At 53.0% G+C, this 13,944-nt stretch carries 8 protein-coding genes; 6 read left to right on the forward strand and 2 right to left on the reverse strand.

Annotated elements, in window-relative coordinates; translation table 11 throughout:
• Nucleotides 1-12 precede the first annotated feature (12 nt).
• Together ACL02P_RS02075 and ACL02P_RS02080 are read left to right on the forward strand one after the other, a co-directional pair.
• Nucleotides 13-984 (forward strand): family 43 glycosylhydrolase, encoded by a 972-nt coding sequence (locus tag ACL02P_RS02075; RefSeq protein ID WP_339299640.1) that lies wholly within the window; start codon nucleotides 13-15, stop codon nucleotides 982-984.
• Nucleotides 985-1,261: 277 nt separating this feature from the next.
• The gene (locus tag ACL02P_RS02080) at nucleotides 1,262-2,824 is read left to right on the forward strand and encodes a response regulator transcription factor (RefSeq protein ID WP_323077208.1); all 1,563 of its coding nucleotides are present in this window, start codon (nucleotides 1,262-1,264) and stop codon (nucleotides 2,822-2,824) included.
• A gap of 339 nt (nucleotides 2,825-3,163) precedes the next feature.
• Here the strand turns inward: ACL02P_RS02080 and ACL02P_RS02085 are convergent, their stop codons facing one another.
• A complete protein-coding gene (locus ACL02P_RS02085; protein WP_412836742.1) occupies nucleotides 3,164-4,075 on the reverse strand; it encodes a transposase in 912 nt (303 codons plus the stop codon).
• A gap of 597 nt (nucleotides 4,076-4,672) precedes the next feature.
• Between ACL02P_RS02085 and ACL02P_RS02090 the strand changes: the two genes are divergently transcribed.
• A complete protein-coding gene (locus ACL02P_RS02090; protein ID WP_412836743.1) occupies nucleotides 4,673-7,534 on the forward strand; it encodes a glycoside hydrolase family 3 C-terminal domain-containing protein in 2,862 nt (953 codons plus the stop codon).
• Between the two features lie 52 nt (nucleotides 7,535-7,586).
• On the opposite strand, the gene ACL02P_RS02095 is transcribed toward ACL02P_RS02090, so the two are convergent.
• Nucleotides 7,587-8,492 carry an AraC family transcriptional regulator gene (locus tag ACL02P_RS02095; protein ID WP_339299633.1) on the reverse strand — a complete coding sequence of 302 codons (906 nt, stop codon included), beginning with the start codon at nucleotides 8,490-8,492 and terminating at the stop codon, nucleotides 7,587-7,589.
• Nucleotides 8,493-8,626: 134 nt separating this feature from the next.
• Here ACL02P_RS02095 and yicI point away from each other — a divergent pair, with 134 nt between their 5' ends.
• The 3 genes from yicI to ACL02P_RS02110 all read left to right on the forward strand — a co-directional run bounded on the left by yicI (nucleotide 8,627) and on the right by ACL02P_RS02110 (nucleotide 13,943).
• The gene (gene yicI, locus ACL02P_RS02100; protein WP_412836744.1) at nucleotides 8,627-10,945 is read left to right on the forward strand and encodes an alpha-xylosidase; all 2,319 of its coding nucleotides are present in this window, start codon (nucleotides 8,627-8,629) and stop codon (nucleotides 10,943-10,945) included.
• Between the two features lie 138 nt (nucleotides 10,946-11,083).
• Nucleotides 11,084-12,868 carry a sensor histidine kinase gene (locus ACL02P_RS02105; RefSeq protein WP_412836745.1) on the forward strand — a complete coding sequence of 595 codons (1,785 nt, stop codon included), beginning with the start codon at nucleotides 11,084-11,086 and terminating at the stop codon, nucleotides 12,866-12,868.
• 94 nt (nucleotides 12,869-12,962) lie between these two features.
• A complete protein-coding gene (locus ACL02P_RS02110) occupies nucleotides 12,963-13,943 on the forward strand; it encodes a sugar ABC transporter permease (RefSeq protein ID WP_339299628.1) in 981 nt (326 codons plus the stop codon).
• The last annotated feature ends 1 nt before the right edge of the window (nucleotide 13,944 follow it).

Consider the following 13,944-nt stretch of genomic DNA (forward strand, 5'->3'; position numbering starts at 1 on the left):
GGAGAAACCAAGATGAAGAACACGCAGGAATATCGAAATCCAATCGTGGAGCAACGGGCGGATCCATGGGTTTATAAGCATCAGGACAGGTATTATTACTTTACGGCTTCGGTACCTGAGTATGACCGGATCGAAATTCGCCGGTCCAAGACGCTGCAAGGATTGGGGGATGCCAAGCCGGTGGTGGCCTGGCGCAAATATGATACCGGCCCGCTGAGCGCCAATATTTGGGCTCCGGAAATCCATTTTATCGACGGAAAATGGTATATCTATTTTGCCGCCGCGCGAACGACCGAGACGAACGAAGGATTGTTTGATCACCGAATGTACGTGCTGGAGAACACCTCCGCCAATCCGCTTGAAGGCGTATGGGAGGAGAAAGGGCAAGTCCGTACGCGGTGGGAGTCGTTTGCATTGGATGCGACGACGTTCGAGCACCGGGGGGAACGGTATTACGTTTGGGCGCAGAAGGACCCAGGTATCGAAGGCAACTCCAACCTCTACATCTCCCGGATGAGCAACCCTTGGACGTTGACCGGGGAGCAGGTCATGATCTCCACGCCGGAATACGATTGGGAAACGATCGGCTTCAAAGTAAACGAGGGACCGGCCGTACTGAAGCGGAACGGGCGTATATTCATCAGCTATTCGGCCAGCGCCACCGACCATCATTATTGTATGGGCCTGCTCACCGCGGACGAATCGGCAGATTTGCTGGACCCTAGCTCCTGGTCAAAATCGCCGCTTCCGGTGTTTGCGACCAATGAAGCGGCGGGACAGTATGGACCAGGTCATAATAGTTTTACCGTCTCGGAGGACGGGCGGGATGTATTGGTCTATCATGCCCGGAATTACAAGGAGATCGACGGTGATCCGCTGTACGATCCGAACCGGCATACCCGGGCCCAAATTCTGGAATGGAACGAGGATGGCACGCCAAACTTCGGAGTGCCGGTACCCGACTCGGTCCGCACGAATCCATAGGTTTGGACTACTCCCGGCGCGCGTTACCCCGGTGCGCGTTACTCCAGCGTGCATTACTCCGGCGCGAGTTCCTAGCGGCACGACGAAGCAGAATGGCTGCTCTACCACTCATCTAGGGATGAGGTAGGGCAGCTTTTTTTGGCGAGGCATCAAAATAGTGCAATAAATGAACAGAATAATGTTTGTGAGCTGTTCGAAAATTAACCTATAATTACATTGAAAACGCTTTATCTAATGCTGGGGAAAACAAAATTTTTTCCGGCCGGAGGAATGCAAAATGATTAAAGTGCTGATTGTTGACGACGAACCGAAACTTAGGGAGGGTCTGCGGACCTTTATCGAATGGGGAGCCTATGACTACGAAGTTGTGGATACGGCGGCCAACGGGAATGAAGCGCTGGAAAAGTATCAGCAATATCATCCCGATCTGGTCGTGGCCGATATCCGCATGCCGGGGATGGACGGGTTGCAATTGATCGAGAAGCTCCGCACGCAAGATCCGAATTTGCATATTTTGATTCTTAGCGGTTACGCGGATTTTAGTTATGCCAAGAAGGCGATGACATACCGGGCGGATGGTTATTTGCTGAAGCCGGTAGATGAAGATGAACTCAAGGATTATCTTTGGAAAATCAAGCTGACGATCGACGAAGAGAAAGCATCCGAGCAGTGGAAGCACGTCACAACGGAGTGGAACCGGGAAGCGTTGATCCAGTCCGTGCTGACCGGCGAAGACGAAGAGGACCCTACTCCGCTATGCGAGCGGGCTCATGAAGTAGGTATCAGCGGCAAGGTGTTTCAAATTTTGCTGCTTGCCCCGCAAATGGAAGGGGACGCTGATGCCCAAATTAACGCTCTGATCCGCAAAGCATTGGTCCGGCAGTTCGAGGAGCCTGGCCGCGGCTGGGTGTTTGCGATCCATTCCAAGTTTGGCGTCCTGCTCAAGGAGCCGCTTCTCTCCGTGGAGCTTGCGGGGATCTATCGCGAGCTTGCTGCCGAGCTGTCCGATTTAGGCATCTGCTATTCCGTGGCGCTTGGCGAGAAGGTGGGATGCATGGCGGAGATTCGGGAATCGTACCGGACGGCATGTGATTTGGTCCGCCGCCATTTCTTCCTTGATCAGGGAACGATCTTAACGCCAGACAGCCTGTCTGCCAGAACGGATGCGGGGGCTGGTGCGAGTGCGGGACCGGAGCTTACGACCGAAGAGCTGGGCGAGCAGCTCTTTTATGCGGTAGATATCGGTAATCGCGATGCCGTAAAATCTCTGCTGCACCAGCTGGGCGAAGCGTATAAGGCTGAAGGTGCGATGGAGAACGAAATCAAGAACCGTTATGTGGAGCTGCTGACCACGATTTTCAGTAAGGCGCTGAAGCAGTCGCCGGAGCTGCAAAATCGCAGCAAAGAGTTTTCCGACGGGTACTCGAAAATCCAAAAAGCCTACTCCATTCTGGAGCTAAACGGGCAGGCAGAGCATCTGCTGCAGCAGATCATGAACCAGCTCGGCGAAGACGGGAAACACCGCGAAGTCAAAATTATGTTGGATCTGATTCACCGGAACTATAACGAAAACCTCAAATTGGAGACGCTCTCCGGCATCTTCAACTATAACAGCGCATATTTAGGCAAATTGTTCAAGAACACGACCGGAGAATACTTTAACACGTACCTCGACAAGGTGCGGATCGAGAAAGCTAAACACTATTTAGAGGAAGGCCTGAAGGTCTATCAGGTGGCCGAAAAGGTCGGATACACCAATGTCGATTATTTTCACAGCAAATTCCGCAAATATGTCGGTACCTCACCTTCCGCATATCGCAAGCAGATGAACCATGCCTGATGCCGGCCCTGTAAGTTTCCATGGGGGCACTGAGGTGTGCTTTGGTCCGTTGCCCTAGGGCATTTGCTTTAGTGGCATATTGCGCAAGTGACATATTGCTCTAGTGGCATATGATCTATCGGCGGCGCTCTTCTGACGATTATCCCGTTGAATCAGGGAGTGGAAAAAGAGAAACCTGAAAACGTTCGGAAGAAAAAAACGAAATAACAATTAAAAGACAAATGGATAAAACTCCAAGTCCAACCGATTCATAGACATAGAAGAGCTCGTCCTGTTAGGTGTAAACAAATTCGTACACTAGTACAGCAAGCACTTGTAGCCCGTTCATTCGGCAGTGGTTTAAGCCGCTGCTGCAATGGACGGGTATTTTTGTTGGCGGTTGATTAGCTCACGGTAAGGGATGGCAGAAATGGACAGGCACATCTGCAGCAGATTTTGGCGCATCTCTTCCTCGGAACAAGTCATGCGCAGGTAACGGCGGGCGGTGTACTCATTCAAATACGCCTGCAAATGCGTTGTCCCCAAGGCGACATACGTGCGTCGGATCGAGTCTCTTGCTTGTCTCACGACTCTCCGCAAGGGCAGATACATCCGATAAACGAAAGGAAACCACCGCTTGGTTGAAGTATGTTGAACATCCACATGCTTGTTGATGAAAGCCTCGAGATCGGGCCGAGTAGCCCATTGATCGCTTCCTCTTTGATGCGAAACCAGTTGAATCTTCACCCGCTCGGGTTCACCCGACTCCGTGACCGTGCAGCCGCTAACAACCGCGGTGGCATAAGGTTGACAAGCTGGATGAAAGCGTCTGGTATCCGTCCCATATTGATCGCGGCACACTTTGACTTCTCCAGAGAGCAAAACCTTCGCATCGCATTCACCGAGGGTATGGCGGATTTTGTGCAGCATGAGCCAAGCGGTCTTGTAGGTCACTTGGATTACCTGACTCAACCGCAGCGCCGAGATGCCATCCGGAAGCAAAAACAACTCCAGCGCTTGGAACCACTTCACCAAAGGCAGATGGGTTCTTTCAAAAATGGTGCCGACCAAAGGAGAGGCTTGATAACTGCATCTTCCACATTCAAATAAAGGAATATGTCGAGTGGACAGACGGGTGCACTCGGTATAAGCACAGCGCGGGCAGACAAAGCCATTTGGCCACTTCATCGCGATGATCGCCTCGATGCAGTCGGCTTCATTTTGAAAACGACGGCTAATAGCTTGATGCTCCGTGTTCATCCCTGATTTCATGTCCGCTTCCTCCATTGATTCTTCTAAATGACACAAACAAGCACATACGTTCTCTTTTCCTAAATTATACCAAACGCATGTTCTGATATCAAGAAAAAAATCCTAAAAATACTAACTTATATACGGAGGACTAATCAGATTCCGGGAAACCAGCTTTCCGTCTCGCCTATTGATTCCTTTTATCTGAACAAAAGGGATAGCGGCGAAAAAGGGCGGTAAGAAGATGATCCTCCTGAAAAATCCCAATTCTGAACCAAAGGGATAATGGTGCAAAAGAGAGGGCCAGAACATCATCCTCTCCCAAATCTGAGCAAAAGGGATAATCTGCAGAGAAGCTGCTTAGAAGATCCTCTTCTCGATTTCTCCATTCTGATTAAAGGGGATAATCGTGCAAAAGGAGGTGCAGCTAGGGGAAACTCTTCGGGGGCGTACCGTGCTGATCATGCGATATTTTTATATGAAAAATACACTAATGTTCCGTGTATCGCTGAAGGGGGCGGCAGACTATGATAGGGTGGAAGACTTGATGGTATCAGCAGCAACAAATTCTTAAGCGCTTACAATGAGTTTGATAGAGTAGGAGAGCGAGGTAATTGTATGACGAACAACACGTACCAATATCCTTTTCAGAACCCTGATCTGCCGCTGGCGGAGCGGGTGGACGACTTGGTTAGCCGATTTACATTGGATGAGAAAATTGAACTGATGTGCCAATTCCAAACGGAAGTGCCGCGGCTTGGCGTCAAAAAATACAAGCATGGTACGGAAGGCGCGCACGGCGTAGCTTGGTTGGGGGAAGCCACGTCCTTCCCGCAAAACACCGGACTAGCCTGCACCTGGAATCCCGAGTTGATGCGCCAAATCGGCTCGGTGATTGGGGATGAGGCCCGCGTGTATTTTCAGCGGAATCCGGAAGTGAACGGCTTGACGATCTGGGCGCCAACCGTAGATATGGAGCGCGATCCGCGTTGGGGCCGGACAGAGGAAGCCTACGGCGAAGATCCGCATCTCACGGGAGCGTTAACGACCGAACTGGTGAAGGGGCTGCAAGGCGATCATCCGTTTTATTACAAGGCGGTAGCCACGCTGAAGCATTTTTACGCAAATAACAATGAAATCGGTCGTGGCAGTGAATCGGTGAGCATCGATCCGCGCAACAAACGGGAGTATTATTTGAAAGCGTTTGAGCGGGCGTTCCGGGAAGGTCGCGCAGGTTCGATGATGACGGCTTACAACGGGATCAACGGTACGCCTTGCAACCTGAATTCGGAAGTCAACGAGATCGTCAAAGGCGAATGGGAGATGGACGGGTTTGTTGTCGGCGACGCCGGCGACGTCATGGGCACGGTGCTGGATCACAAATATGTGGAGTCTTATGCCGAAGCGGTTGCAGGGAGCATCAAGGCAGGCATCGACAGCATGACGGATGAGCAGCCGATTATGTTCCAGGCGCTGCGGAATGCGCTGGAGCAAGGATTGCTGGCTGAATCGGACTTGGACCGTGCGCTACGGAATGCCTTCCGCGTTCGCTTCCGGTTGGGTGAATTTGATCCGGAGGAGCGGAACCCGTACAGCCGCGTGCCGGAAGAGAAGCTGTGCGCACCGGAGCATGCGGCCTTGGCGCTAAAGGCTTCCCGCGAAGCGATCGTACTGCTGAAGAACGAAGGCTTACTGCCTTTACCGCAAACGTTAGGTTCTGTCGCGGTTGTCGGGCCGCTGGCCAATGAAGCCTATACCGACTGGTACAGCGGCACGCCGCCGTACCGCATCACCCCGCTTCAGGGCATTAAGAAGAAAATGGGCGATCGCCCCGTCCTGTTCGGAACTGGCCTGGATCGGATTCGCCTGCGCTCGGCCTTGACCGGTAAATATGTCCGGATCACGTCTGGCGAAGGAGCGGAAGCCGTTCTGGAGGCGACCGGCGAGAATGCGGCCGATGCGTCCGTTTTTGAGCGTAACGATTGGGGCTGGGGCTCCATCACGCTGCGGTCGGTGGAGAACGGCAAGTTCGTGACGGAGACCGAATCGGGATTGCTGACGGCGACGGCGAACGAAGCAAGCGGCTGGTTTGTCAAGGAAGTGTTCGACTTCCGCCCGGCTTTGAGCGGCAAGGTCGAGTTGAAGGCGTGGAACGGACGGCCAATCGTCTTGAACGAACGCGGCGGGTTGATTGCTGTGGGTGAGAATGTTTTTGATAATGCCGTGAAGGTGGATAGTCGCCTTCCAGGAGAACAATGGATCGTGGAAATTGTGGAGAGCGGGATCGAGCAAGCCGTACAGGCTGCCAAATCGGCGGAGACGGCGGTTGTCTTCGTGGGCAACAACCCGTTCATCAATGCGAAGGAAACGATCGACCGGGTGGACATCGTGCTTCCGCCGGCGCAGCAAGCATTAATTCAAGCCGTAAGAGCGGTGAATCCTAATACGGTGGTCGTCATCGTCGGCAGCTATCCGTTTGCAGTGAACTGGGAGAACGCGCATGTACCGTCGATCCTGTTTACCTCTCATTCCGCCCAAGAGCTGGGCCATGCCGTGACTGACGTGCTGTTCGGCGACTATAATCCGGCGGGGCGGTTGAATATGACCTGGTACCAATCGGTGGACCAACTGCCGGACATTATGGATTACGACATTATTAAGGGCAAACGGACTTATCAATATTTTGACGGCGAGGTGCTGTATCCGTTTGGTCATGGGCTTAGCTATACGACGTTTGAATATAGCGATCTTGCACTGGATCGGGCCGCGATAGGTCAGGATGGCGAGGTTCAGATTTCGTTTGATGTGCGTAATGCCGGGAACATAGCCGGGGACGAAGTGCCGCAACTGTACGTGCGAATCGGGCAATCGCGCGTGCCGCGGCCGCTGAAGACGTTGAAGGGCTTTACCCGCCTGCATTTGCAGCCGGATGAGACGCAGCGGGTGACCTTTACGCTGAAAGCAGAAGAGCTGGCGTTCTGGGACGTGACCCGAGATCGCTATTGCGTGGAGTCGGGCGAATATACGGTGATGGTTGGCCCTTCCTCGGACGAGATCGCCTTGACGGCAACGCTTCAGGTTGACGGCGAAACCGTGCCTCCGCGCTCGCTGCGTGAACCAGTCCGCGCGGTCAACTATGACGACTACGAGCAAGTTTTCCTCGATGAATGCCGTGAAGGCGGTGAATGCATCCGGCTGAAAAGCGAACGCGGGTGGATTGCCTTCCGTGATGTCGAACTAGGCGAAGGAGCATCCCGATTTGAAGCCCGGGTATCGGGGAATCTGAAGGGCGGTGAAATCGCCGTAACGCTGGATTCTCCGGATGGCGAGTCGGTGATCACCTGCAAGATCCTGCCTACCGGCGGTCGCCAAGCTTGGACAACGGTCACCGCAGAAGCCGCGGCAAGCTTGTCGGGCCGGCATGATGTGTACCTGCATTTGCAAGGTGAAACGCAAATCAGCTGGTTCCGGCTGGGCTAAACCTACGGCTACTTCCTGTGATTACTTATTGAATCAACCGCAATCAGCGAACCTAGACCTCGACCGAAGCCTGCAGCCGCTTGCGGAATTCCGACGGCGAGCAGTTCATCGCTTTACGGAACACGCGGATGAAGTAGCTGATGTTGTCGAAGCCGACCTCCAGTGCGATATCGGAGATTTTACGTTCCGGATCGCGCAGCAGCTCGGCGGCCTGGCGGATCCGGTACGAATTGATGTAATCCATCGGCGTCTGCCGGGTCATCGACTTGAAGAAGCGGCAAAACTGGCCTTCGCTCATCGGAATCAGCGCGGCCAGCTCTGCCAGCCGGATCGGATGGCTGTAGTTGTGCTGGATATGCTGGATGACCGTCTTGAGCCGGTCAATCTTGGACGACTCGCTGCGGCTGCTGCTATGGGAACGGTTGACGGCCCGGCCGGTGGCCGCGATCTCCGCCAGCATCAAGAAGAGATGCCCTTTGACGGCGCCTTCATAGCCGGGCGACTCGGTGCTGCAGCTGCGCATCAACGCCACGATATGCTCCAGAAGAGCAACGTCTGCCGCTGTGTCGCGCCGGATATGGCGGGGAAACGTCGCCTTTCGTTCCTGCAAGGGCAGCACCAGATTCTCCTGGACCGCATCATAGTGTACGCTGGCCAGCAGCTGCGTATCAAACACGAGGGAGAAGAACGCGCAGCCCTGCTCACCATGCGCATGGGCGGCATGAATGTCTCCGCCGTCGATAAACACCGCTTCCCCAGCCCGAACCGGGAAGTAATCTGTATCGACCTGAAACAGCGTTTCGCCTTCAAGGCAATAGAAGAACTCGGCTTCATCATGCCAATGGCAGTCGATCACATGTTCACCGGGCCCGTAGCGGTACCAATAGGTTCCGAACGGCTGCCGCTCGTTGCCGTGACTCTTGCTCTCCTTCAGGGAGCGGCGGAGCGCTTGATCCATACAGGTCACCTCATCAAAATAGTGTTATATTTCGGCTTGATAATGTTAGTTTTATATTAGTGGTATCAGTATAATGCAAGTATAGAGCGTTTTCATAAGAAAAACAATGCGACGAGAAAGGCGGTATTCCACCCATGAAGTTTACCGATGGTAACTGGCTGATTCGCGAAGAGTTTACGCTTTCCACCGCGGTACAGGCCTATGATTTTCAAGTAAAAGATCATACTTTAATTGCCTCCGCCTCCACGACGCCGCTTCGCGGCCGGGGCGATATGATTAATACGACATTGCTGACGATGCAGTTCCATTCCCCGTTGCCGGGGGTCATTGGCGTGAAGCTGATCCATTTTGCCGGGACGGTGGACCATGGTCCGCATTTTGAATTGGCGAAGGGCGGCGACCATGCCGAGATTACTGTGAACGAGCACTATGCCGAGCTGAAAAGCGGCAGCCTTAGCGTCCGCATCAACAAAGGCCCGCAATGGTCCGTGGATTTCTTCCGCGGCAACGAGCGGATTACCGGCAGCGGCTACAAATCGATGGCGCATATAACCGAAAAGGGTGGCAACACTTATATGCGCGAAGAGCTTGACCTGCGCGTCGGCGAATGGGTGTACGGTTTGGGCGAACGCTTCACCTCGTTCCTCAAGAACGGTCAAGTTGTTGACATCTGGAACAAGGACGGCGGGACGAGCTCTGAGCAGTCCTATAAGAACATTCCTTTTTACGTGACGAATAAAGGATATGGTGTGTTTGTAAATGATCCGGGCGCGGTTTCGTTTGAAGTCGCATCGGAAAAAGTCAAAAAAGTACAGTTTAGTGTTCCCGGCGAATCGATTGAGTATTTCGTGATCGACGGTCCGGAGCCAAAGGATGTGCTGAACAAGTATACCGATTTGACTGGCAAGCCTTCGCTTCCTCCGGCGTGGAGCTTTGGCTTGTGGCTGACGACCTCGTTTACGACCGATTATGACGAGGCGACCGTTAACTCCTTCGTGGACGGCATGGCGGAGCGCGACTTGCCGCTGCACGTCTTCCACTTCGACTGCTTCTGGATGCGCGAATTCCACTGGACGGACTTCAAATGGGACGAGCGCGTCTTCCCGGATCCGGTGGGCATGCTGAAGCGCCTGAAGGAGAAAGGGCTGAAAATCTGCGTTTGGATCAACCCGTATATTGGACAGCGTTCCCGTCTGTTTGAGGAAGGCAAGAAGAACGGCTACCTGGTGAAAAAACCAAACGGCGACGTATGGCAATGGAACTTGTGGCAACCGGGCATGGCGCTGGTGGACTTCACGAATCCGGCGGCTTGCGAATGGTTTGCCGGATATCTGCGGGAGCTGGTCGATATGGGTGTCGACTGCTTCAAGACCGACTTCGGCGAACGGATTCCGACGGATGTCGTGTATCACGATGGCTCCGATCCAGTGAAAATGCACAATTACTACACGTACCTGTACAACAAAGTTGTTTTTGAAGTGCTGGAAGAGAAGCTGGGCAAAAATGAAGCCGCCTTGTTCGCCCGTTCGGCAACCGTCGGCGGTCAGAAGTTCCCGGTTCACTGGGGCGGCGACTGCTACGCCGATTATGAGTCGATGGCGGAAAGCCTTCGCGGCGGCTTGTCGCTGGGTCTCGCCGGCTTCGGCTTCTGGAGCCACGATATCGGCGGATTTGAGAACACGGCTCCGGCGCATGTGTTCAAGCGTTGGCTGGCCTTTGGCTTGCTGTCCAGCCACAGCCGTCTGCACGGCAGCAGTTCGTACCGCGTGCCTTGGGCATATGACGACGAGGCGGTGGACGTAACCCGGTTCTTCACCAAGCTGAAATGCCGTTTGATGCCGTATATGTTCGACATTGCGGTTCAAGCGACGCAGCAAGGCGTGCCAACGATGCGGGCGATGTTCCTGGAATTCCCGGACGATCCGGCCGCCGAAACATTGGACCGTCAATATATGCTGGGCGACTCGCTGCTAGTAGCGCCGGTGTTCAGCGAACAAGGCGACGTAACTTACTACCTGCCGGATGGCCAGTGGACGCATTTGCTGTCGGGACAGACGGTGGAAGGCGGCAAATGGCGCAAAGAGAAATATGATTTCTTCAGCTTGCCGCTGTTCGTTCGTCCGAACTCGATTCTGGCGACGGGGGCAAACGACGTTCGTCCGGATTACGACTATGCGAATGAAGTTGAGCTTGGCTTGTATACGATCGAAGACGGGGCAACCGTATCCCGCACGGTACGGAACACCAAAGGCGAAGCTGAACTCCAAGTTACGGTCGTTCGCGAAGGTAAGCTTGTGAAGCTGACTGCAGAAGGCGCCGGCAAACCGTTCTACGTAACATTGCACGGCATGGGCGAAGCGGAGTCGGTGCAAGGTGCAGCGTTGTCCAGCAATGGTGCAGTAAAAGTTGATGCTTTCACAGGGAAAACCGAACTGCAAATCACCTTGAAATAATTGGTCCTAGACCTTAATCGCATCTTAATTTAATATGTGACAGGCATCCCCGGCGCACGGTACGTGCCCGGGGAAACTGAAATATCCCCTTTCCCTTTGACGAAGGGGATATTTCCATTTAGGCGAGAGGTGATCCGATTGTTAAGCAAACTGATTCGCATCACCAATAATTTGCGGCTGAAGCATAAGCTGCTCATTTCCTATATCGTCGTGGTCATGATTCCTGTCCTGATTGTCGGCGTTGCCGTAACCGCTTACTTTCGTAATCAAGCCATGGAACGGGCGATCGCCCAAACCACCAATAACGTCGAAAAGGTGAAAACCCGAACCGCCGCGATGCTACGGGTGCCGATGGATATCTCCGATATCTTTATGCTCGACGAAGGGCTGGAGAAAATCGTCAGCACCACGTATCCCAGTGTGTTAGAGCTGACCAAAGCGTACCTCAACTATAATGATTTTCGCGCTTACGACAGGACCTATCGTGAGGTCTCGGGGATTCGCTTCTATTACGATAACCCTACCTTGATCAACAACCTGGAATTAATCCCGGTGAACGAGGAAATCGAGGGCATGTATTGGTACCAGCAAGCGATGAAGAGCAAAGACATCGGGTGGTTCTACATCAACGACAATCAGGAGGTTCCGGTCAAGCGGCTGAGTCTCGTTCGGCAGATCTCTTTTAAAGGAACAAAGAAAAGCGGTGTACTCATGGTCATCATGAACCAGGAGGAACTGAACCGGATGCTGCAGCAAGAGCCTTTTGAGACGCTGATCACCGATGATTTAGGTTATGTTGTGGCCGCCAATAACCCGGCGATCGTCGGTAAAACGCTGGAGGATTTGGATTACGGCATCGACTTGCGAACCCAGCAAAAGGGGACGTTTCGGGTAGATATCCAAGGAGTTCCATCCTATCTCGTCATCGACACCTTGATCCCGGAATCCAGCATGAACGGTCTGAAGTTTATTTCCGTGTTTGCGACGAAGCCGATTGTTAAGGACGCAAATACCGTAAGCCTTGTCGGATTGCTGATTATCCTTCTCGTATTGCTGATCGCGCTGGTGTTCGTATACACCGTATCGTTCCTGACGACCAACCGGATGCTGCGATTGAGCCGGCACTTAAACCGTCTGGCCTTAGGGGACCTGAACGTCGTGTCGCGGATCGACGGGAATGATGAGATCGGACAGTTGTCCCGGCAGTTCAACTACATGGTGGACAGCATCCGCCGGCTGATGGACCAGGTCGTGGAGAAAACAGAACAAAACAATGCCCTGGAGCTAGCCCAACGCGAGATTAAGCTGAAGATGATGGCCAGCCAGATTAATCCGCATTTTTTGTTTAACGCTTTAGAGTCCATCCGGATGAACGCTCATCTCAAAGGGGACAAGGAAATTGCCAACGTGGTCCGGTTGCTGGGCAAGATGATGCGCAAAAATTTGGAGGTCGGCCGGGAAAGCACACCGCTGAAGGAAGAGCTGGAAATGGTCAGCTCCTATTTGGAAATTCAGAAGTTTCGTTATGAGGACCGGCTAACTTATACCTTGTCCATTGATCCCGCAGCCAGCTCTATTCGGGTGCCGCCGCTGATCATTCAGCCGCTCGTCGAGAACGCTGTCGTGCACGGGGTAGAGGACAAGGAAGAAGGCGTCCATGTGGAGGTGAATATCCAAAGGGACGAAGGATTAGTCCGGGTGTCGGTACAGGATAACGGAATGGGTATGACCCAGGAGCGGCTTGATGAGGTCATGCGCTTTATCTCCGGTACGAAGGAACCGGAACAGGGGCGCATCGGGCTGCGTAACGTGCATCAAAGGCTTGTCCTCTCCTATGGGGAAGAACATGGATTACAGATCGTCAGCGAGTATGGAGTGGGTACGAAGATCAGCTTTACGATCCCGGCGGGAGGCAATCTCTAATTTTTATATGGTTTTGTTTGAAATCTCTCGGGTATTTCGTCGGCCGCTCCTCCCTTATCATAAAGCTATAGCAGACAAGGGGGGAGAAATCGAGATGGAAACGCTGTCAACTCAGCCTGAAACCAGAAATGTAAGCGCAACCCCTAAGCCGCAGAAGAAGCGGAAGACCGGTATCTGGCGGAGCATTTTGCAGCAAAAGTACTTATATTTAATGTCCATGCCATTCGTGATCTGGTTGTTTGTATTCAACTACCTGCCGGTGTGGGGATGGACGATGGCTTTCCAAAACTATAAGCCGGCGAAATCCTTCTCGGAGCAAAAATGGGTTGGATTTAAAAACTTCGTGGATTTGTTCCAGGATGAACGGTTCTACCTGGTCCTCCGTAATACGCTGGCGATGAGCTTTATGGGGCTGGTCGCGGGATTCGTGATTCCGATCACCTTTGCGGTGTTGTTGAACGAGCTGCGCGGCAAATATTTCAAACGGACGGTTCAGACGATTTCCTACCTTCCGCACTTTGTATCTTGGGTAGTCGTCGCCGGGATCGTGACGAAAATGCTCTCGATCGACGGCGGGATCGTCAACGAGATTTTAGTTTCCTTGCATATCATTGACGAACCCATCCAATTCATGGCCCAAGGGAAATGGTTTTGGGGAATTGTAACCGCTTCCGATGTATGGAAAGAAACCGGTTGGAACGCCATCATTTATTTGGCAGCGATCACCGGCATCGATAAAGAGCTGTACGAAGCGGCACGGGTCGATGGAGCCGGACGTTTCCGGCAAATTTGGAACATTACGCTGCCGGGGATCCGGACGACGATTTCGGTACTGCTGATTATGTCGATCGGCCATTTGATCGGCATCGGGTTCGAGAAGCAGTTCCAGCTGAGCAACTCGCTCGTCACCGACTATTCCGAAGTGTTGGACTTGTACGCACTGAACTACGGTATCAATATCAGCCGTTTCTCCTATGGTACAGCCATCAGTATGTTCACGTCCGTGGTCAGCATCATCCTGCTGCTTACGGCCAACGGAATCATGAAGAAAACCACAAAAGAGAGCATCATGTAAA

Origin of the sequence: Paenibacillus sp. MB22_1 (assembly GCF_047200555.1) — a bacterium.
Lineage (GTDB): Bacteria > Bacillota > Bacilli > Paenibacillales > Paenibacillaceae > Fontibacillus > Fontibacillus phoenicis.